The organism is Chitinophaga polysaccharea (assembly GCF_902150045.1).
Taxonomy (GTDB): Bacteria; Bacteroidota; Bacteroidia; order Chitinophagales; family Chitinophagaceae; genus Chitinophaga; species Chitinophaga polysaccharea_A.
In genome coordinates this window covers 910890-933468 of the sequence record NZ_CABFVU010000002.1, presented here as the reverse complement: position 1 = coordinate 933468, position 22579 = coordinate 910890, and the positions used below count along the sequence as shown (strand labels likewise).

The 22579-nt window shown below is 47.6% G+C and carries 18 protein-coding genes; 5 read left to right on the top strand and 13 right to left on the bottom strand.

Going from position 1 to position 22579, the window contains the following annotated elements:
* Positions 1 to 40: 40 nt before the first annotated feature.
* The 11 genes from FN124_RS18540 to FN124_RS18490 all read right to left on the bottom strand — a co-directional run bounded on the left by FN124_RS18540 (position 41) and on the right by FN124_RS18490 (position 14721).
* Positions 41 to 1726: a sodium/sugar symporter gene (locus FN124_RS18540; RefSeq protein WP_142686241.1), complete on the bottom strand. Its 1686-nt coding sequence runs from the start codon at positions 1724 to 1726 to the stop codon at positions 41 to 43.
* Positions 1727 to 2113: 387 nt separating this feature from the next.
* Positions 2114 to 3253: an NAD(P)/FAD-dependent oxidoreductase gene (locus tag FN124_RS18535; RefSeq protein WP_142686240.1), complete on the bottom strand. Its 1140-nt coding sequence runs from the start codon at positions 3251 to 3253 to the stop codon at positions 2114 to 2116.
* 11 nt (positions 3254 to 3264) lie between these two features.
* Entirely contained in the window at positions 3265 to 4065 is an 801-nt protein-coding gene (locus FN124_RS18530; protein ID WP_142686239.1) for an SDR family NAD(P)-dependent oxidoreductase, read from the bottom strand.
* 285 nt (positions 4066 to 4350) lie between these two features.
* Positions 4351 to 5607: a threonine ammonia-lyase IlvA gene (gene ilvA / locus FN124_RS18525; RefSeq protein ID WP_142686238.1), complete on the bottom strand. Its 1257-nt coding sequence runs from the start codon at positions 5605 to 5607 to the stop codon at positions 4351 to 4353.
* A gap of 159 nt (positions 5608 to 5766) precedes the next feature.
* Entirely contained in the window at positions 5767 to 6813 is a 1047-nt protein-coding gene (gene ilvC / locus FN124_RS18520; RefSeq protein ID WP_142686237.1) for a ketol-acid reductoisomerase, read from the bottom strand.
* A 126-nt stretch (positions 6814 to 6939) separates the two neighbouring features.
* Positions 6940 to 7476 (bottom strand): acetolactate synthase small subunit, encoded by a 537-nt coding sequence (gene ilvN, locus FN124_RS18515; protein ID WP_142686236.1) that lies wholly within the window; start codon positions 7474 to 7476, stop codon positions 6940 to 6942.
* Positions 7477 to 7524: 48 nt separating this feature from the next.
* Positions 7525 to 9273, bottom strand: a complete 1749-nt coding sequence (ilvB, locus tag FN124_RS18510) for a biosynthetic-type acetolactate synthase large subunit (RefSeq protein WP_312847230.1) — start codon at positions 9271 to 9273, stop codon at positions 7525 to 7527.
* Positions 9239 to 10918, bottom strand: a complete 1680-nt coding sequence (gene ilvD / locus FN124_RS18505) for a dihydroxy-acid dehydratase (RefSeq protein WP_142686235.1) — start codon at positions 10916 to 10918, stop codon at positions 9239 to 9241. Before ilvD ends, ilvB begins: the two co-directional genes overlap by 35 nt.
* 248 nt (positions 10919 to 11166) lie before the next feature.
* The gene (locus FN124_RS18500) at positions 11167 to 12069 is read right to left on the bottom strand and encodes a branched-chain amino acid transaminase (protein ID WP_142686234.1); all 903 of its coding nucleotides are present in this window, start codon (positions 12067 to 12069) and stop codon (positions 11167 to 11169) included.
* A gap of 661 nt (positions 12070 to 12730) precedes the next feature.
* A complete protein-coding gene (locus tag FN124_RS18495) occupies positions 12731 to 13828 on the bottom strand; it encodes a phosphotransferase enzyme family protein (RefSeq protein WP_142686233.1) in 1098 nt (365 codons plus the stop codon).
* Positions 13819 to 14721 (bottom strand): sugar phosphate nucleotidyltransferase, encoded by a 903-nt coding sequence (locus FN124_RS18490; RefSeq protein ID WP_142686232.1) that lies wholly within the window; start codon positions 14719 to 14721, stop codon positions 13819 to 13821. The genes FN124_RS18495 and FN124_RS18490 overlap by 10 nt, the downstream gene beginning before the upstream one ends.
* Before the next feature lie 132 nt (positions 14722 to 14853).
* On the opposite strand from FN124_RS18490, the gene FN124_RS18485 reads away from it, so the two are divergent.
* From FN124_RS18485 to FN124_RS18475, 3 genes are all read left to right on the top strand, one after another.
* Entirely contained in the window at positions 14854 to 16194 is a 1341-nt protein-coding gene (locus FN124_RS18485; RefSeq protein ID WP_142686231.1) for an alpha-L-fucosidase, read from the top strand.
* A gap of 19 nt (positions 16195 to 16213) precedes the next feature.
* Positions 16214 to 17107 (top strand): 1-aminocyclopropane-1-carboxylate deaminase/D-cysteine desulfhydrase, encoded by an 894-nt coding sequence (locus FN124_RS18480; RefSeq protein WP_142686230.1) that lies wholly within the window; start codon positions 16214 to 16216, stop codon positions 17105 to 17107.
* 67 nt (positions 17108 to 17174) lie between these two features.
* Positions 17175 to 17906, top strand: a complete 732-nt coding sequence (locus FN124_RS18475; RefSeq protein WP_142686229.1) for a hypothetical protein — start codon at positions 17175 to 17177, stop codon at positions 17904 to 17906.
* A 2-nt stretch (positions 17907 to 17908) separates the two neighbouring features.
* On the opposite strand, the gene lipB is transcribed toward FN124_RS18475, so the two are convergent.
* Positions 17909 to 18613: a lipoyl(octanoyl) transferase LipB gene (lipB, locus tag FN124_RS18470; protein WP_142686228.1), complete on the bottom strand. Its 705-nt coding sequence runs from the start codon at positions 18611 to 18613 to the stop codon at positions 17909 to 17911.
* A gap of 117 nt (positions 18614 to 18730) precedes the next feature.
* Between lipB and FN124_RS18465 the strand changes: the two genes are divergently transcribed.
* Complete coding sequence (locus FN124_RS18465; protein ID WP_142686227.1) at positions 18731 to 19804, top strand: RluA family pseudouridine synthase; 1074 nt, start codon at positions 18731 to 18733, stop codon at positions 19802 to 19804.
* A gap of 126 nt (positions 19805 to 19930) precedes the next feature.
* Positions 19931 to 21601: a T9SS type B sorting domain-containing protein gene (locus FN124_RS18460; protein ID WP_142686226.1), complete on the top strand. Its 1671-nt coding sequence runs from the start codon at positions 19931 to 19933 to the stop codon at positions 21599 to 21601.
* A gap of 5 nt (positions 21602 to 21606) precedes the next feature.
* Here FN124_RS18460 and FN124_RS18455 read toward each other — a convergent pair whose 3' ends face one another.
* A complete protein-coding gene (locus FN124_RS18455) occupies positions 21607 to 22557 on the bottom strand; it encodes a LolA-like protein (protein ID WP_142686225.1) in 951 nt (316 codons plus the stop codon).
* Between the last annotated feature and the right edge of the window lie 22 nt (positions 22558 to 22579).

Here is a 22579-nt window from a genome sequence, read left to right as displayed (position 1 = left end):
CCCTAAAATATCCGGATACTGAAATTATAAAATGAACTGATTACCAGAATACAGTATACAATGCGATGAGGATGCCCACGATCAGCAAGGCGCCTACTGTAAAGCCCAGGTTGGGCTTAAACATGCTGCTGTCAATAGCCAGTCCTTTCGGATTGTTCACGCTGCGTTTATCTGCCAGCGTAATAATGATCATACCTATCACGCACACTACAAACACTAATCCCATACGGTCAATGAAGGCCATTTCCCACAAACCGCTGTCGGGGTTCAGTGCGGCAAAGCCAAACTGGTGCAGCGGCTCCAGGTTTACCCATGCCGGCATAAACTTCAGGACAAAGGAAAGGAGCAAACCGCCGATCATTGCAAACATGGCTGCACTGGAGGTAGTCCGTTTCCAGAAAAACCCGAGGGCAAACATGGCAAATACACCGGGAGAAACAAAGCCGGTATATTCCTGGATAAACTGGAAGCCTCCTTTTTTATCGATACCGAGGAAGTTAGAGATCACAATGGCAATGATCATGGTAATAATTACCACTGCACGGCCCACGCTTACGATCTTCTTTTCATCGGCAGTTTTGTTATATATCTTTTTATAAATATCCAGTGAATAAATGGTAGAGATACTGTTGGCCTTACCTGCCAGGGAAGCTACCACTGCGGCTGTTAAAGCTGCAAATGCCAGTCCTTTTAAACCGATGGGCAGGAGATTGAGCAACACGGGATAAGCATTATCTGCGTTGAGGGAACCTCCTTTCATCATGGATTGGGCAAAGTCGCCATGGTTCTGGGAATACAGCACATAAGCTGCAATACCCGGCAATACCACTATCACAGGCATCAGCAGTTTGAGGAAACCAGCGAACAGTAATCCCTGGCGGGCAGTTTTCAGATCCGCCCCCAGTGCGCGTTGTGTGATATATTGGTTACATCCCCAGTAGTTCAGGTTTACGATCCACATACCACCAATTAATACGCTCAGGCCCGGCAGATCGAGATACTTCGGATTTTCTTTATGAAGGATCATATGGAAATGCTCACTGGCATGTTGCGTCATCAGGGAGAAACCTTTTAATACACCTTTTTCTCCAAAATGCTCAGATACCAGCTGTAACGCCAGGTATGTAGTTGCCAGTCCGCCGAGGATAAGGAAAAACACCTGTATTACATCCGTGTATCCAATCACCTTCATCCCTCCCAATGTAATAAGGATGGCGAAAAAGGCGAGTGCCACCATACACACATAGAAGTTAATACCGGAGATCGTGGAAACAGCCAACGCACCGAGGTAAAGAATTGAAGTGAGATTTACCACCACGTATAACAGCAGCCAGAAAACCGCCATAATAGTACTTACCGTCTGGTTATACCTGCGTTCCAGGAACTGGGGCATGGTATAGATCTTATTCTTCAGGTAAATAGGCAGGAAAAATACCGCTACTACAATGAGTGTGGCCGCCGCCATCCACTCGTAGGTAGAAATAGCCAACCCGATATTAAACCCGTTGCCTGACATACCGATAAACTGCTCTGCAGAAATATTGGAAGCAATAAGAGAGGCGCCAATAGCCCACCAGGTAAGGGAACCTTCTGCCAGGAAAAAGTCTTTGGAGTCTGTTGTGACCTTTTTCTTTTTCTGATAGATATAGTAACCATAACCAGCCACTATTACGAAATATACCAGGAATACCAGGTAATCAAAGATGTGTAAGGATTTTGTTTGCATAAACGTTCAAAACGTGGTTATAAAAAATTTAGCGAATCAATATACATAATAAATGTAAAAAATACGCTTACAATTGTTTTTTTTAACGGGAAATATAAAAAACCACAAGGGCGGCCCTCATTTTACGGGTGATAAAACTATACATTTAATTTACTCTTCATAGTGCATTTATGTAAAAAGAAACAATTGATACCCTTTACTTTCACAAAAGGCACCCGTGAACGCATAAAATACCTTCCAGATTGATTTCCTTTCCTTTAGGGGGTGGGAGTTGTCAACTGAATGCCTGATAGCGTGGAAATAAAAAATAAATATAGAACACAGAAAATCGGGAAGCAAGTTTTTCCGCCCAAGCGGAAAAAAAACATTTCAGCAGGGTTATGATGCTCAGGATTCCAGTGCCATGCGTGCGATGTTATCCCCGATTATGGAACCGATGGCCACTCCCATCCCTCCCATACGGACGCCAATGATCACATTTTTCGTATGTACTTTTGCGATAGGCTGCCTGGTTTTGCCAAAGGCCATAATGCCGGTCCACCTGTCGGCCACGGTTACCTCCCGGCCAGGCAGTATTACCTTATGCAGCAATTCTTCCAGCTGGTGCTGGATATTGTCGTTGAAACGGAAATCAGTGGAGGTTTCCCCGGCAAAGTCGAGCTGGCGGCCACCACCCAGCAACACTCTGCCTTCCAGCTCCCTGAAATAGTAATATCCCTCCTCCATGTGGAAAACTCCTTTAAATGGAAGATCCTTCACAGGTGAAGTAATAAGCACCTGCCCCCTGCCGGGCACCACTTCCTCTTCCGGGAGCAGGCGGCGGGTAAAGGCATTGGTGCAGAGGATTACTTTACGGGCGGCGAAGGCCATGTCTTCCTGCAGGGTTTGATGCGGCACTATAACGTTTACCCCTGTATGAAAATCGTCTATTGCCTTTACGGTGCACCCGGTTTTAATTTCCACTCCTTTTGATATGGCGGTATCAATGAGGGCGCGCATCATTTTGCCGGTATGCAGCTCTCCTTCAAAATTATTGCTGATCAAAGCTTTTACATAACCGGGAGCAAAGCCCAAAGCAGGGAGGCGCTCGTTAGCAAGGGTGAAGGCCGGTTTTCCTTCAAAGAGCTCTCCGAGCAGTCGGTTCACTTCCGGGAGCTGGTGCAGGGCCCATTCTTCGCGGGCGCCAATCAGTTCATGGCTGCCGTTTTCACGATAATTAACAGCGTCATCGCCCAGGCGGCTGCGCAGCAGGCGAAGGCCACGCAGGCGAAGAGCTACCAGGTTCTTCACTGCTTCCGCAGGCATGGTTTGCAGATCGGTAAGGATTTCGGTCATACTCCCGATGCAGGCAAAACCGGCGTTCTTGGTACTGGCGCCGGTGGGTAAAATGTCTCTTTCCAATACCAGCACCCTGCTGCCGGGCGCCAGTTCTTTCAGGCTGATGGCAGCCGATAAACCAACAATACCGCTGCCAACAATAATGTAGTCGTATTGCAGCAGGCTTTCCTTCTCCCAAAAACTTAACATAGAGCTATTATTTATACAGCGCCTACAGATCCGCCATCTACCCTGAAAACTGCACCCGTGATAAAGGAAGCATGATCCGAAGCCAGGAATGCCACCAGGCTGCCGGTTTCCCCCGGTGTACCAGGACGCCCCAATACCTGGTAAGGGCGGTTCTCTTTAAGAAATACCCTCGCAGCTTCGGCAATTGAAATATTTTTTTCTTTGGAGATGCCTTCCAGCATTTCATCTACCAGCGGTGTTTTGATAAATGCCGGGGAAACGGTGTTCACAAGGATATTATCTTTCCCGTAATTCTGCGATAGTGTTTTGGAATAATTGTTCAGCGCTGCTTTGGTGGCATTATAATGTCCCATATTGGGATCCGGCTGCTCCGCATTTTCAGAAGATATATTGATGATCCTGCCGCCACCCTGCTTTTTCATATGAGGGATCACCAGTTGGGTGAGCGCTACCAGGCCAAAGAAATTAACGTCAAATACCTGGCGCCACTGTGCCATGCTGATGGTATCCAGTGGACCGAAAGCGTCTATACCACCGGCATTGTTAACCAGGATATCGATATGGCCCAGCTGCTGCACTGTGGTGTTAACCAGCCGCTGCAGGTCGGCCTCCTTCGTCATATCAGCTACTACCGCCATTACATCCAGTCCCTGCAGGCGGAACATGGCTGCAGTATCTTCCAGCTCATCCGCATTACGGGCGGTGATCACTACGGTAACGCCTTCCTGCAGTAAAGAGGCGGCAATACCTTTGCCGATTCCTTTACTGCCACCGGTAACAATGGCTACTTTGCCTTTTAAATGAAGCTCCATGATCTTGTTATTTTATATCAAAAATAAAAATCAGCTGTCTGCCTATTGCTGTATAAGTTATTGAAAAAACAGTAAAAGAATTGTTTTAACCGGTGGCTTACCAGGGTAGCATGCAAAGTTGTACCTGTTAAAAGGCAGCCCGGTATTGCTGAAGGGCTATTGCAGGGGGCAGATCTGAGATCTTAAAATTGAGGAATGTGAATTACTGGATCTTCCGGAGGTAACCACAGGCGGAAAAGTAAAACGGGAAGCCGCTTCAGAAAAAGAAACAACCTCCCGTTTTAATCACACAAGATAGCCAAACAAACTATCGTCTTTATTCAGCTCGGTGATCTGGAAATTATATTTCCTGCAGTTGGCAATCAGTTTATCGTAATCCTCACGGCGCCTGAGTTCCACGCCTACAAGCGCGGGACCTATTTCCTTATTGTGCTTCTGGATATATTCAAACCTGGTGATATCATCATCGGGACCAAGTATGTGGTTTACAAATTCTTTCAGCGCACCTGGGCGCTGTGCGAAACGGACAATAAAGTAATGCTTCAGCCCTTCATACAGGAGTGAACGTTCTTTTATTTCCTGCATACGGTCAATATCGTTGTTACTGCCGCTTACAACACATACTACTTTTTTCCCTTTGATGGCATCTGCATAATCGTCCAGGGCGGCGATAGAGAGCGCACCTGCGGGCTCTACCACAATAGCGTCTTCATTGTATAACCGGAGAATGGTGGAGCATACCTTTCCTTCCGGTACCAGGTGCATTTTATCCAGCACGTCTTTACAGATCTCATAATTAAGGGTGCCTACTCTTTTCACTGCTGCTCCATCTACAAAGCGTTCTATTTCATCGAGGGTAACGGGGCCGCCGTTTTCCAATGCCCGGAGCATGGAAGGGGCGCCTTCCGGTTCCACGCCAATGATGCGGGTGCTGGGACTGTATGTTTTAAAATAAGTGCCAAGACCGGCTACGAGGCCGCCGCCGCCAACGGGCACAAATAGAAAATCGATGGCGGACTGGTCTTCCAGGATCTCTACTGCCACAGTGCCCTGGCCTTCAATTATTTTTGCATTATCGAACGGGGGAATAAAAGTCATGCCGCTGGCTTTTGTAAATGCCTGGGCTTCCGCGGAGCAATCATCGAAGGTATCTCCTGCAAGACGGATCTCTATGTGATCGCCGCCAAACATATTCACCTGGTTAACTTTTTGTTTTGGTGTGATCACGGGCATAAACACCACTCCTTTTATGTTCATGGCTTTACAGGCATAGGCGAAGCCCTGGGCGTGGTTTCCGGCGCTGGCGCAGGTAACGCCTTTGGCCAGGAGCTCAGCAGGCAGGCTGCTGATCAGGTTATAGGCGCCACGCAATTTATAAGAGCGTACAATCTGCATATCCTCTCTTTTCAGATATACGTCACAGTTATAACGGCGGGAGAGATTAGCGCTATACATCAGCGGAGTGCGGGTTACGATTGGTTTCAGTTTCACCGCTGCGTCCAGGATATTCAGGGAATTGACACTACTCATTACTTCAGACATAAAATGTAATTAATACAAAAGGCAAAGCATCTTCGGGATTATCGAAATCATGGAACCTGTATTCAGTATAAGAAAGCAATATCCTTCCGTACTAAATACGAGCGCCAATAATTTCAATAATTCGAAAATGCTTTGCCATTGTAATTTATAATATAGCTATTACGCGTTGTTAGGGCGCAGCTTGCGTACAGCCGCACCTGCCTGCCACATTTCGCTTTCGCGGAGCTCTTTCAGTTCTTCGTTCAGCTTCTCGCGGTAATCCGGGGTGCTGTTGGAAGCGATAGAACGGGCAGCTTCTTTACCTGCAGCAACGCTGGCATACAGTTCATCAAATACAGGCTGGGTAGCTGCTTTGAACTTCTTCCACCAGTCGAGCGCACCACGCTGGGCAGTAGTAGAGCAGTTAGCATACATCCAGTCCATACCATTTTCTGCTACCAGTGGCATCAGTGACTGGGTCAGTTCTTCTACTGTTTCGTTGAATGCTTCAGAAGGGGAGTGACCATTCTTGCGCAGTGTTTCGTATTGAGCAGCGAAGATACCCTGGATACAACCCATGAGGGAACCGCGTTCGCCGGTCAGATCGGAGTATACTTCTTTCTTGAAATCTGTTTCAAACAGGTAGCCGGAACCAACACCGATACCCAGCGCTACTACGCGTTCTTTAGCACGGCCTGTGGCATCCTGGAAGATAGCGAAGCTGGAGTTCAGTCCCTGACCAGCCAGGAACAAGCGGCGAAGGGAAGTACCGGAGCCTTTCGGAGCTACCAGGATTACGTCTACATCAGCTGGAGGAATGATACCGGTTTGTTCTTTATAGGTAATACCGAAACCGTGAGAGAAGTACAGTGCCTTACCAGGGGTCAGATGTTGCTTTAAAGTAGGCCACAGGGTGATCTGTCCGGCATCAGACAGCAGGAACTGGATGATAGTACCTTTCTGTGCAGCTTCTTCGATATCGAATAAAGTTTCGCCGGGAACCCAGCCATCAGCAACTGCTTTATCCCAGGTTTTGGAATTTTTACGTTGACCTACAATAACATTAAAGCCATTGTCTTTCAGGTTCAGTGCCTGGCCAGGACCTTGTACGCCATAACCAATAACTGCAATCACTTCGTTCTTCAGCACTTCCCTTGCTTTTTCCATAGGGAATTCTTCTCTGGTTACTACTTGTTCGAGTACCCCTCCAAAATTGATGGTTGCCATGTGTTGTTTTTTTAGCTTTTAGCTACTAGCTGTCAGCTATTAGCTGAGATGTGATTTGAATGAATAATGATTAAAAGATCAGCTGCCAGCGCTGGCCGGCAGCCAGTTATTTGCCGGAAGCAACGGCTAAATGCCGGGAGCTTCCTGTGTATGCAATTCTTTCAGATGCTCGTGAAAACGGCGGCTCCATTTCACAATGGCCACCCTGCCACTCTTTGTATACTCTATCAGGCCATATGGCTCCAGTTTCTTGATAAAGTCTGTCAGCTCCTGCTGGTGGCCGGTTTTCTCGATCACAAAATAATCTGCGGTGATCGTCAGGATACGCGCATTGTTTTCACGTATCAGTCTTTCGATATCACCTGTATGTAACGACCTGGTAGAAATCTTGTACAGTGCCAGTTCCTGGTACACCACCTCATCTTCTTCATGCACAAAAGCACGGTGAATTTCAATCAGTCTTTCTATCTGTCCTACTACCTTATCCAGCTTCTCACGTGTAGACATCACCGTTATTACGAACTTATACACACCGGGAATTTCTGTTTCAGCGGTGGTTAAGCTGGTGATATTGATGCCCCTGCGGGTAAATATGATAGTGATACGGTTGGTTATACCTATACGATCTTCCGTATATACCGTTACTGTATATTCTTTTTGCATATACCTGTTGTGAATTACAAATGATCAATATGAATCCTCCGGGCGCTGCTACTCCAGCCGGATGCTGGTAATGGGAGCGCCTGCGGCCACCATAGGGAATACGTTATCTTCTTTTTCCACTACTACTTCCAGCAGATAAGCGCCCTTGTGCGCCAGCATTTCATCAATAGCGGCGGATATATCTTCCCTTGCTGTTACTTTTTTACCGGGGATATAAAATCCTTTGGCAACCTGTACAAAATCGGGATTGACCATTTCAGTGGAGGAATAGCGCCTGTCAAAAAACAGTTGCTGCCATTGTCTTACCATTCCCAGGAAGTTATTGTTCAGGATCACTATCTTCACACCGATCTGTGACTGATGAATAGTGCCCAGTTCCTGGAGCGTCATCTGGAAGCAACCATCACCGATGATAGCTACTACTTCTTTTTCGGGCGTACCTGTTTTGGCGCCCATAGCTGCCGGCAGCGAAAAGCCCATGGTACCCATTCCACCGGAGGTGACATTGGTATTGGGGTTTTTGAAACGATAGTAGCGGGAGGCCACCATCTGGTGCTGTCCAACATCTGTTACCAGTACTGCTTCGCCTTTGGTTTTCTCTGAGATCAGGCGGATCACCTCCGCCATTTTCAGTTCGCCTTCCTGCGGATACAGTTCTGCATGCTGTACCTTATCGTATTCTTTTTTATCTGCGGCGCGGAATTCTTCCAGCCAGGCTGCATGTTCAGCAGGATTTACCTGTTTGAGCAATGCTGCCAGGGCCGGCTTTGCATCTGCGTGAACGGCTACATCAGCTTTAACGATCTTATTGATCTCTGCGGCATCGATTTCGATGTGTATCACTTTGGCATTGGGAACATAGGTACCTACGTCGCCGGTTACACGGTCGTCGAAACGCATGCCTACCGCAATCACCACGTCTGCTTCACCGGTAAGCATATTGGGGCCATAGTTACCGTGCATACCCAGCATACCTACGTACAGCGGATGATCTACCGGTACGGCCGACAGGCCCAGTAAAGTAGACCCCACGGGGATCTGTGCTTTTTCTGCCAGTGCGATCAGTTCCTGTTCCGCACCTGATAACAGTACGCCATGGCCACAGAGGATAAATGGCTTCTTAGCGCTGTTGATCAGTGCTGCAGCTGCTGTTACCGCTTCCTGGTTTAATTCAGGTATAGGGCGGTAGCTGCGGATATACTCACATTTTTTGTACTCGTATTCAAATTCCCCGAACTGTGCGTTTTTGGTGATATCCACCAGCACAGGGCCCGGACGGCCGCTGCGGGCAATGTAAAATGCTTTGGCTATTGCGCCGGGAATATCTTCCGGGCGGGTTACCTGTATATTCCACTTGGTGATAGGCATGGTGATACCGATCACGTCTGTTTCCTGGAATGCATCAGTTCCTAACAGGGCGGCGGCTACCTGGCCGGTTATGCAAACCATGGGGGTACTGTCCATATAAGCGTCGGCCAGGCCAGTAACCAGGTTGGTGGCGCCCGGGCCGGATGTAGCAAAAGCTACGCCCACCTTGCCGGAGCTACGTGCATAACCCTGTGCAGCATGCGTGGCACCCTGTTCGTGCCGGACGAGAATGTGATGAACCCGATCCTGGAAATCGTAGAGGGCATCATAAATAGGCATGATCGCCCCGCCCGGATACCCGAAAATAGTGTCCACTCCTTCTTCGATCAGGGAACGGATCACAGCTTCGGAGCCTGTAATCACAGGCTTTACAGCTAACTGCTTATCTGCTATCTCAGGCTTCATCGGTAACACATCCTTCTGTTGCATTTTTTACAAGTTTTGCGTACTTAAATAAGATTCCATTGGTTACTTTCAATGCAGGTTGCTTCCATGCGGCCCTTCTTGAGGCCAGCTCTTCGTCACTGATCTCTACATTGATAAAGTTCTTCGTTGCGTCTATTTCGATGATATCGTCGTCTTTTACGAGTGCAATATTTCCCCCTTCAAAAGCTTCCGGGGTAATATGGCCTACCACAAACCCGTGGGTACCACCGGAGAAACGGCCATCGGTGATGAGGGCTACGCTTTTGCCAAGTCCCACACCCATGATGGCGCTGGTAGGCTTCAGCATTTCCGGCATACCGGGAGCGCCTTTCGGGCCTACCTGGCGGATGACGACCACATCTCCCTCTCTCACTTTACCGGAAGTAATACCTGCAATCAGTTCAAATTCGCCGTCGAATACACGGGCAGGGCCTCTGAAACGTTCGCCTTCCTTACCGGTGATCTTGGCTACAGAGCCTTCAGTAGCGAGGTTTCCGTAAAGGATCTGGATGTGGGCGGTTGGTTTCAGTGGTTTTTCCAGCGGCACAATGATATCCTGTGTGCTGAAATCTATGTCTGCCACGTTTTCCAGGTTCTCGGCTATTGTTTTACCGGTAACGGTCATACAGTTACCGTGGATAAATCCTTTTTTCAGGAGGTATTTCATTACCAGCGGAACCCCACCAATGTTGTGGAGGTCTTCCATCAGGTACTTACCACTTGGCTTCAGATCGGCGATCAGCGGTGTTTTGTCGCTGATACGCTGAAAATCATCCAGTTTAATATTGACGCCTACTGATTTTGCGATGGCAATGAAATGCAGTACGGCATTGGTGCTGCCACCCAGGGCCATGATGATGGTGAGCGCGTTTTCAAACGCCTCTTTCGTCATGATGTCGCGGGGCTTAATATCTCTTTCAAGGAGCAGGCGGATGTATTTACCGGCAGCGATACATTCATCTTTTTTGTCCTGGCTCAATGCGGGGTTGGATGAGCTGTAGGGGAGGCTCATACCGAGTGCTTCGATAGCGGAAGACATGGTATTAGCGGTGTACATACCGCCACAGGCGCCGGCGCCGGGGCAGGAATTCTGTACAATGCCTTTGAAATCGCCTTCATCCAGCTTGCCTGCCATTTTCTGGCCCAGCGCTTCAAATGCTGAGATGATGTTGAGATCCTGGCCTTTATATTTTCCGGGGGCGATGGTACCGCCGTAAACCATGATAGAAGGGCGGTTGAGGCGACCCATAGCCATCAGGGAACCGGGCATGTTCTTATCGCATCCGGGAACGGTGATCAGCGCATCGTAATACTGCGCTCCTGCAACGGTTTCAATGGAATCTGCAATCAGATCACGGCTAACGAGGGAATAGCGCATTCCCGGCGTACCATTGCTCATGCCATCGCTGACGCCAATAGTATGGAAAATGAGTCCGACCAGGTCGTTTGCCCAGACGCCTTTTTTTACGTCCTTTGCCAGATCATTCAGGTGCATATTGCAGGTATTGCCATCGTAGCCCATGCTAACGATACCTACCTGTGCCTTTTTCAGATCTTCTTCTGTTAAACCAATTCCATACAATTGTGCCTGCGCAGCTGGTTGCGTAGGGTCTTGTGTGATCGTCTTGCTGTATTTATTTAATTCCATTGCTTTTTGTTATTACCCCGATTACAGGTGTTTATAGGTGCCCTATTTTAAAAACTCTGCACAAATTACCCGGTGACGTCGTCAAATTCAAACCAACTTATTCCAATTTACCGGTCTTCAAATCTGCCTTTTTAACTTCAAAACCCTTTACTGTAAAGGATTGTAAGTTTTTCGATTTACGACCTTCAAAGGATTTTAACTGTTAGCTGTTAGCATTTTAGCAGATGCTAACAGCTAACAGCCAACGGTTATGCTAATTGTGCTTCGCGTTGAAATGATTTTTCCAGCACTCTGGCTTTATAGGCCTGTTGGAGTAATTTTCCGAGCGACTGTGCCCATGGTTTGCTGAAAGACTGGCCGTCCAGGGAGTCGAGACCGATCACTTCTGCTGCAGTACCGCAGAAGAAAGCGCATTCAGCTTCTTTTAACTCAGGGATGGTAAATAATTTTTCTTCCAGTGGGATATTCAGTTCCTGGCAAAGTTCGATAACAGTGGCGCGGGTGATGCCTGGGAGGATGTTACCGGCGGGAGGAGTGTATATTTTGCCGTCTTTTTCAAAGAAGATGTTAGCACCGGGGCCTTCTGCAACGTAACCATTCATATCCAGCAGCAGCGCTTCATCGTAACCTTTTTCTTTTGCTTCCTGCGAGGCCAGTATCGAGTTTACATAAAGACCGGCAGATTTGGATTCTATTTTAAAGGCTTTTGGATTCGGTCGCTCGTAGGAGGAGGTCATAACACGCAGCAGCTTTTCTCCCAGGTATGCCCCCCATTCCCATGCACAGATCAGGATGTGCGATTCGGCGGCGGCTTTCAGTGTCATATTCGGCGGACAGAAAACCAGCGGGCGGATATAGGCTTCTTCCATGTTATTCATCTCCAGTACTTTATAACAAGCGGCGATCAGCTCTTCGTTATTAAATTTGTAGGGGATGTGGATCAGCTCGCAGGAGCGCTTCAAACGGTCGAAGTGTTCTTTTGCTTTAAAGATCTTCACTTCGCCGCTTGCGGTCTTGTAGGCGCGGATGCCTTCAAAAACAGCATAGCCGTAGTGGAGCGACTGGCCATACAGGTCAGTTGTAGCAGCATTTGCTTTGGTGTACTCACCGTTGATGTAAAGAATGGTGTTGTCGTTGTAATAGCTATACATAAAATTGAAATTATACCAGGAATATACAGTCCAAAAAAAAGCCTCCCTCTTTGCGGAGGAAGGCGTTATATTTTGTGATTATATGCACGTTTACCTATCCTCCATACTGGTGGCTAATAATGACAACGACGATAATCACGACCTTCGTGATAGCCCAGTTGAGCTGAGGTACGATGTGATTAAGTTTTATATTGTCTTTATTTACCCACATGGAGGTCCTTATTTTCTTTAGCGTTTCTACAAAAGTATCTGTGAAAAAAATAAAAAACAATAACACACCCAATATTTAGTAAAAAATCAATCACATTAAAGGTTTTTGAAAATATTTAAAAAAACAAACGAATAGCTGCGTATTTTCTAAACAAATTGCATGATCCTTATAAATTAATCTACCGGTTTTGTGTAAAAAAGACGCGGATTTTGTCTTTTCCAGGATTTAGATGATTACACTGATTTTATTTTTTTAGATTTTTCAGGCATTGGGGAGTCCAAAGCAGGTATACATTGGAAATTCCAACCCTTAAAGTCAAAAAAATAAAATCAGTGTAATCATCTAAATCCTGAACCAAGACAAAATCCGCAAAAAAAATCCCGGTGCAGGAAGCACCGGGATAAAATGATTTCATTTCATTACTGTTCACGTTCTAAAAAATGATTTCATTTACTGTTCACTTGCTACGTTTACATGCAGGCATTTGTCGATGATATCCTGCAGTACCGTTTCTTTTTCCATGAGCCGCTGCAGTAAAACCAGCTGGTTCTTTGCGCGGTCGTAATTGTGTGTCGGATACTTGATGGGATAATACACATCACCATTCAGATAATCGGTGAGGAAGCGTATCCCCTGCATGTAGATCATGAACTTCCCGGCAAAGAACAATTGTTCCTTTTCTACTTTTGTCAAAGTACCGCCAATCTCTGCGAGATACCCCTGCATAAGGGCTTCGTAGTATTCTTCGCGGATAACGATCTGGCTGAAATCCCTTTCTTCTTCAGACACAGGACAAACATAAGTGCGTATCATGTCGCCGAGATCTGAGATGATTTTTCCGGGCATCAGGGTATCTAAATCACATACACAAATACCTTCATAAGTATCCTTGTTGAGCAATACGTTATTGATTTTGGTATCGTGGTGCATCAGATGATCCCTGAATTCAGGATTTGTTTTCAGTTGTTCATACGTTACTGCGATGTCAGAATAGCGGAGGAAATCTTCAATCATCTCTTCTGCTGCAACTTTCCTGTCGTCCTTCGCCGTCCGGATCGCTTCCTGGAAAGCACTGTACCGGAGGGTCAGGTTGTGAAAGTTTGGAATCGAAGCTTTAAACGGCTTCAGGTCAATACCCGAAAGGTAACTGGCGAGGCGGCCAAATTGTCTGGCTGCTTCATACGCCTGCTTTGGGTTGTCGGCCTGATCCACCGTTACGGAATCCGCAATAAAAGGGATCAATCTCCAGTATTCGTTGTCAATTACAAAGAGCTCTTCCCCGTTAACCGTGGGGATCGGCGTAATAAACAGATAGCCGGGATGATGTACTGCCAGATAGTTTGCTGCCATTCTCTGGTTGGCGGCGATGACTCCTGGTTCCTTAAATACGTTTACATTGATCTTTTGTAAAACGTAGTTACTGCCGTCCTGCTTTTTTTCTAACAAAAAAGTGTTGTTGATGTGTCCTGATCCAAATTTTCGGACATTTAATCCTTCAGGCTCAAGTCCAAAAGCCTGAAGGATGCTTTTGTTGGGTTTTATTTCCATAAATTGTCTGGATATTCTCCATTCTCAACCAGCGCCGATAAGCTGGCCTGCACGCCTGGTGCATCTTCTTTATAGGTAACGCCAAACCATTTTGCACTGGTAGGTATCACCTTCACCGTGCCAATGCCACGGCGGGTAAATTCATCGGCTACAATTGTAATAAAGAATTCAGATTTAGGATTGCTGCTGTTCTTCTCCAAAAACTCGCTGAAAAGGCCCTGGCTCAGCTCAAATACACTCGGATGGAATCCCCAGAAGTTCATGGATACCGGCGTATTGGCCGCCAGCGGGTGCTTGCTGCCATCTGCCTCTTCGTAAACGATCTGTCCATTCTCCGGGTATATCTTGGTCCTTTCATTGATAGCCGCCAGGTTCCCGTCTGTGCTCACTTCGCATACACCGCGGGAAACAGAACCATGCTCACTGATCGTTTTGCCCAGCTCATACCCTACCACGCTGTATACGTTGGGCTTACAGCCGTTGTTCAGGAACTCCGCCATCTTAACAAAAGCATCGGTACCATAGAAATCATCTGCATTGATCACTGCAAATGGCTCATTGATAGCGTTTTTCGCGCAAAGAACCGCATGGGCAGTACCCCATGGTTTGGTCCTGTCAGCAGGCACTGTATGACCATCTAAAAAAGCATCCATTTCCTGGTATACAAAATCAACAGCCACGCGGCCTTTGAGCTTCGGTTCAAAGATCTCTTTGAAATCTGCTGCAAAATTCTCGCGGATGATGAACACTATTTTTCCAAAACCGGCGCTGATAGCGTCGTAAATAGAGTAATCGATGATAGTTTCACCGCTGGGGCCAAATTTCTGGATTTGCTTTAAACTGCCGTATCGGCTGGCCATACCGGCCGCCAGAATCAATAAAGTCGGTTGCATTTTTCTGATATTAGTTTTATAAAGTGTCAACTATTTACCTAAAAATATCGGCGCTAAATTTAATCATTAAAACTATTTTCACACTTTCTTTTTGTAGTAGTGCCCTTTTTTAAAGATTAATTAAACTGAACAATGAAGAGATTATTAGTGCTGGGAGCCTTTGCCATGCAGCTTTTCACCGCTGCCAATGCGCAACAGAAAACAAATCCGGATGACATCAAAGAAAAAATGCAGTGGTTTGCTGATGCCAAACTGGGCATTTTCATCCACTGGGGCATCTACTCAGTTAAAGGAGTAGATGAATCCTGGTCATTCCACAACAAAAAAATATCTTACCCCGATTACATGCAGCAGCTCAAAGGCTTTACTGCAAATAAGTACAACCCCCAGGCATGGGCCGATCTTATCAAAGCATCCGGCGCCCGCTACGCGGTAATGACCACCAAACACCACGATGGCGTGGCCCTGTGGGACAGCAAATACAGTAAACTGGATGTTGTTAACAGTACGCCGGCGAAAAGAGATGTGCTCACGCCTTTCTACGCGGCTTTGCGGCGCGATAGCATCAAATGTGGTGCCTATTTTTCCCTGATCGACTGGAGCCACAATGATTATCCGCAGTTCCTGAAAGACAGTAACCGCTACGATATCAAAGCACAGCCTGAAAGATGGCAGCGCTTCCTGAAGTTCTACGAAGGACAAATGGCGGAAGTAATGACGAAGTTCAACCCGGACCTCTGGTGGTTCGATGGCGACTGGGAACATTCCGCAGAGGAATGGGAAGCGCCCAAAATGCGGCAGATGCTCACCTCCCATAATCCCAACACCATTATCAACGGGCGTTTACAAGGCTATGGCGATTATGAAACCCCGGAACAGAATTTTCCCGTGTCACGCCCGAAGTACCACTGGTGGGAACTTTGCATGACCATCAACAGCAACTGGGGCTGGCAGCCACAGGATACCAACTGGAAAACACCCTTTGAGATCATTACCATCTTCGTGGATGCAGTAAGCAACGGCGGTAATCTTCTCCTCGATATCGGCCCCAAAGCCGATGGCAGCATCCCCGAAGAAGAAGTAAACGTGCTGAAAGAACTGGGCGCCTGGAACCAACGCAACGGCGAAGCTGTGTTCAATACCATCGGCGGTATCCCCCAGGGTCACTTCTATGGCCCTACTACCCTGTCTAAAGATTCCACCACCCTTTACCTGTTCCTTCCCGCCAAAACCAGCGGCCAGGTAATGGTAAAAGGCCTGTCCAATAAAATTGAAAACATCACCGTGCTGGGCAATAACAGCCAGCTTACACATAAAGTAGTAGGCAAAATTTCCTGGAGCCCGGTACCCGGACTGGTATTCATCAATGTACCGGAAAATGTGCACGACAAATACATCACCGTACTGAAAGTGAAGCTGGATAAACCCGTAAAATTGTACAGGGGTCAGGGCGGCTTCCTGACGAACGATTAATCAATCACCCGAACCGCGCATGCTTTCTTACGATCATATTACCCTCGACCCGTTTCAAACCAGCTGGCTGCCGGCGCACCTCAGCGCCGGTATGCTCCGCCTGGATAAGATACACCCGGAAATATCAGGGAATAAATGGTTTAAACTGAAATACAACATCGCGGCAGCCAAAGCAAATAACTGCAGGGGCATCCTTACTTACGGCGGCGCCTACTCCAACCATATTGCCGCCACCGCCCTGGCCTGTAAGGAAGCCGGCCTGCACTGCACAGGAGTTATAAGAGGAGAAGAACATCATAAACACCTTAATCACACCCTGCAAACCGCAGAAAATAATGGTATGGAACTGGTTTTCGTGAGCCGTGAAGACTACCGCAGCGGCAAAGCGGCCAATACCTGGGAAATGATGTTTCCCCATTACCATATTGTTCCGGAAGGCGGGCACAATGCAGCAGGCGCCAAAGGTTGCGGGGAGATCCTTTCGGTACTCCCCGCCATCGGCTTCACACATATCCTCTGTGCAGCAGGCACCGGTACTACCCTCGCAGGTCTTATCAACAGCGCGCAGCCCTATCAGCAGGTAACCGGCATCCCGGTGCTGAAAGGCGCACAATACCTTGAAAAAGAAGTAGCCGGCCTGCTCCAACCCGGTGGTACCAGCCACTGGCAGCTTTTATACGGGCACCACGGTGGCGGCTATGCAAAAAAAACGCCCGCCCTTATAGATTTTATCAATAGTTTTTACAACGAAACAGGCATCCCCACAGACATTATTTACACAGGTAAACTGGTAATGGCTTTCCGTGAACTGGCGCAGCAGGGCTACTTCCCGGAAAACAGCAAGGTACTGCTGATACATACCGGCGGCCTTCAGGGCAATCTTTCTCTCCCTCCCGGCGTTCTATCCTTTTAAAAACTGTTCATTATATTTGAACGGTAGTGTATTTTTGCCAACTTTAAGAGCTCACGGAATAATCAGTATGAAGCAGTTTGTGCGTATAACTTTTGTTATTGGAATTTTTTTATTGACAGGATTTGCCGGAAATGCACAGGCACAGGAGTTTGTGCCGCCTGTGTTGCCTAATTTTACCGCTTCTATCAAAACCGGCAGAATACAACTGGACTGGATCTCCGGTTTCACCCAGGTAAAGGAAATAGGCGTACAGCGCTCGCTCGACAGCGTGCTGAACTTTAATACCATCGGCTACGCCAGCTATCCTACTCAAACAAGGAACGCCTATCTCGATAATAAACCATTGCCCGGTACCAATTACTACCGCCTCTTTATACTGTTCACCAACGGGCGCTTCATGTACAGTAAAACCGTGCTGGCCCTGTCGGACAGCACTATACGTGCAGACCAGAAGCTGCAATATGCCGATATTATGGACGCCTCAAGAGGACTGAGGGGTAAAGAACAGGAGAACAGGGAGCCTGAAAGAGTTTCCTGGCATCCCTCCAACTACATTTACACTACCGCCGATGGTAACGTCAACATAAAACTGCCGGACGCCCCGCAGAAAAAATACTCCGTTAAGTTCTATGAAGCCAACGGCACTTTCCTTTTTGATATAGACCAGGTAAAAGCGCCTTTCCTTATACTGGAGAAAGCCATTTTTATGCACGCAGGATGGTTCAACTTCGAAATATTCGAGGAAGGAAAATTAAAGGAGAAATGGAGCCTGTTTATTCCACTGAACTATAAAATGTAAGGCTATACCATTTCGGCACTGAACACCTCACCGAAATGCCTGCTCAGCTTCGCTTTCACCTCTTCAAGGCTTACCGGGCCGCCCACTTCCCTGTCCAGTGAGGCCACCTGCTTGTCGGCAATGCCACAGGCAATGATGTTATTGAAGTAATCCATCAGGATATTTACATTCAGCGCAAAACCATGCATGGTTACCCAGCGGCTGCAGCGTACGCCCATAGCACATATTTTACGGGCCTTTGCTTTATCGTGCGGGTCCAGCCACACACCGGTTTCCCCGGCAGAGCGATCGCCGGTTACCCCGTACTCCGCCAGGGTGCGGATGATCACCTCTTCCAGGCAACGCAGGTATTTGCCGATATCAGTAAAGAAATTTTCGAGATCCAGGATAGGATAGCCCACCACCTGGCCGGGGCCATGAAAAGTAATATCGCCGCCGCGGTTGGTAGGCACAAAGCCTATACCCCGCTCCTGCAGCTCCTCCTGGGAGATGAGCAGGTTTTCTATATGCCCGCTTTTACCAATGGTATACACAGGAGGATGTTCGCAAAACAACAGGTAATTGGTAGTAGCTCCCGATAACTGACCAGCCACGCGGGTTTTCAACTGCACATTCTCCTTCAGCAACTGCTCCTGGTAATCCCAGGCTGCCTGGTAATCTATCACGCCGAGGTCTTTTACAACAATCTTCTGCTTTGCTTTGTCCATGATCATATTGGTCTTTTTCAGCTGCGCAAAGGTACGCCAAATCGCCGTGATACAGAACATTTACCCCGGGGCCGCTAAACTGCCAACTAAACTTTACCTTTGCAAAAAATTGTATTAATGGCTGAAGAATTGCTGGAACTGGAAGATGAGCTGGATAACGGGGATGGCAGCGAGGAACTGTATGAAAAGATCAATATGGTGGTAGATAAAGGCCAGGAGCCCGTCCGTATTGATAAATTCCTTACTAACCGCATAGAAGGCGCTACCCGCAATAAAATCCAGCAGGCCCTGGATGGTGAAATGGTATTGGTGAACGACAAACCCGTTAAAGCCAATTACAAGATCAGGCCGCTGGACAGGATCGTTGTGTTTTCCAACAGGAACCCGGAAAATACAGATATCATTCCACAGGAACTGCCGCTGAATATTGTATATGAAGACGACGATATAATGGTCATCGACAAACCCGCCGGCCTGGTAGTACACCCCGGCTGCGGCAATCGGGATGGCACACTCGTGAACGGCCTCTCCTGGTACCTGGGCGATAAAACCCAGGCTACCGAACCTGAGCTGCCCCGCTTCGGACTGGTGCACCGTATCGATAAAAACACCAGCGGGCTGCTGGTGATCGCCAAATCCGATAAAGCGATGAACGACCTGGCCAAACAATTCTTTGACCACACTGTGCACAGACGTTATATTGCCCTGGTATGGGGGGACTTTGAAGAAGATGAAGGTACCGTTGTAGCCCATGTAGGCCGCCACCAACGCCTGCGCAAGATCATGGACGCTTACCCCGACGGCGAATACGGCAAGGAAGCCATTACCCATTACCGTGTACTGGAACGGTTCAATTATGTAACCATGGTCGAATGCCGGCTGGAAACCGGCCGCACCCACCAGATCCGCGTACACATGCAGCATATCGGTCATTCCCTGTTCAACGATGAAACCTATGGCGGCAACCGCATCGTTAAAGGAACCGTATACACGAAATACAAACAGTTTGTGGAAAACTGCTTTGATATAATGCCCCGTCACGCCCTGCATGCGCAACAACTGGGCTTTATACACCCGCGCACCCGCGAAAAAATGCATTTCGAAAGCCAGTTACCATCCGACTTTACCTCCGTCCTGGAAAAATGGAGAAGATATATTTCAGCAAGACCGCTGAAAGACGATGGGGAATAACCAGCCCGCAACGATTTTAGCTGAGCAATGCTCCGCTAAAATCGTCTTATCATAAAAATCATATTTATTATTATAAATATTCTACATGTTTAGGTTATCTTAGCAGCAATTACCCATGTCAATTGCATGAGAGACCAAATATCTACTTTCTGTCGATCCTTATTCCTTGTACCGGTTTTCCTGGTATGCAGCATGTTTATCAACAAAGCCGCCGCTCAGAACACTCCCTTTGCAGTATCTTCTACCTGTGTGAACGACACTTCTTTTTTCCTGATCATTAATCCTGCGGGCATCGACTCGGTAAAATGGTTCTTTAATGATCCTGCTTCAGGAGATAAAGACTCCTCCCGCAGCATGCGTGCCTGGCATATTTACACCAGCACCGGCACATATACCGATACCCTCATAGCCTGGCGCAACGGCGTTCCGGATACTACCGTGCAACCTGTTACCATTGTTACGCCGGTGATCTTTGACCTGGGCGACCAGGACATTACCCTGTGTGAAGGCGGCACTATGACCTTGCAGGCTCCCGTTATTCCCGGCGCTACCTATCTCTGGCAGGACAGCTCTACCAACAGCAGCATCCTTGTGGATACTTCCGCTACCTATAAAGTAAAAATAAACGGTTGCCCCAATCCTGATTCTGTGAATGTGTTTTATACACCCATTCCCGAAATTGACCTTGGCAAAGATCTTATACTATGCACCGGTGAGCATATTGCTTTGGATGCCACCGCGCAAAACTGCACCTATCTCTGGAATACCGGCAATACAGAGCCCACGCAGGATGTGTATACCTCGGGCACTTATCATGTAGATGTGTTCCCGAAAGGATGCCCCACCATGTCAGACGAGATCACCATTACCTTTACAGGCACGCCTTATCCTTTTTCACTGGGGCCGGATACGCTGCTATGCCCCGGTGAGTCTATTCGTGTGGCTCCCAGCATTCCCGAAGCCACTGCCTGGGAATGGAGCACAGGCGCTACCACTCCCGTCGTTACCATCAGCAATACCACCAACCTTTGGGCGCTGGTAGAGATCAACAATACCTGCAGCGTGGTAGATACCATCTTCATTAACTATAACCGCTTAAAAAAACTGGACCTCGGTAACGACACCAGTATCTGCAAAGGCAACTTCCTGGTGCTTACAGCTGATTTTGGCAATGGCCAATACCTCTGGCAGGATGGCTCCGACCAGGCCACCTATTACGTCACCAAGCCCGGCTTCTATTACGTGCACGCACAAATAGGCCGCTGCGAATCCATGGACAGCATCTCAGTAAAATTTGAAGATACGCTCCGGGTAAACCTCGGTCCTGATACACTGCTTTGCAGGAATGAAGTATATCAGCTGCGCGCTACCGGCGCGGGCGGCGGCATTTACAAATGGCAGGACAGCACCAGCACACCAATGTATACTGTTACGCGGCCCGGGTTTTACGCCATGGTGGCTACCAATAGTTGCGGAACGTCTGTTGATTCTGTAGAAGTAAAATATCACGATTGCGAATGCCAGTTGTTTTTCCCTACTGCCTTTTCTCCCAACGGGGATGGAAGGAATGATTATTTCCGGCCGGTATACCGGTGCCCCATATACGATTATACCCTTAGCATATATAACCGCTGGGGAGAACGGGTCTTTTACACCACCGATCCGCAGGTAGGCTGGAACGGGCGTGTGAATGGCACTTTAGCGGATATTGCCACCTATGTGTGGATAGTGGATTATAAAGAAGCGATCACCCGGTTTGCTGTACATAAAACAGGGACCATCACGCTGGTGAATTAAATTGGTTACTGTGCACCGGTGAAATTGAGGAATTTTGCCGCAAAAACGGCTGTTTCCCTTTTTTTGAAAGGCACATTCCAGGTGCCGTTATAGGTAACCAGGGCGGGGATCAGGAGGCCATTGTATTTGGTCATCTGCACATTCATCTTCACATTAAAATCAAACAGCATCGTTTTATAGGAAAGGGCATACTTGCGGCCTACTATCTCAAAATTCTCCTTATTAAACCAGGTGATAAGCTCGTCGATCACCACATCTGCCCGGTCGATCCGGTTCAGGCCCGGCTTTGTTTTAGCTGTAAACACATAACAGGAGGTACCGTCCACATAGTTTTCGGCAGTAATGGAAAAATCGTAGAACCGCATTACCTCACTGTTAAAAATGGCTACTTTGGATCCCACAATGGGTACGCCCCGTATAGGCTTCCCCGGATTAAAGATCAGCTGCTTCAGCTGCGCCTTATGCCGTGCCAGGCTGCCACTTGAACGATCGGGATCTTCCCCCTGTTCATCAGTGCATACAGTGCCCTTGGTGAAGAACAGGTTAGCATATAATTCGGCAGTATAGTAGTTATAATTTCCTTTGCGGGTATAGAAATCGCCGGTCACCTTTTCATTGGATACCTGCATAGTGCGGCATTTTCCTTTTATTTCCTGGTGGGTTTGATTATACAGCGAGGCCTGTACCTGTGCATTTTTGCCCAGTACCTGTATATCATTGATAGCATCAAATCCTACAATATGCAGGTTTTTAAATGCGCGGTAAAAAGTGGTGTCATCTTCTACCCTTTTTATAAAGCTGTTAACGTCGAAGCCTATACGCTTTGCAGCTACAATCACTTCATCCAGGTTAACCGTCATTCCTTTATAGCGGGCTGTGTCCTGAGCGCTGAGCTGCAAACATTGTAACAGGCTGAGGGCAGCGACTCCTGCTATACTTTTCCAAAATTGTGACATGGCTGCAATTTAATAAAAAAGC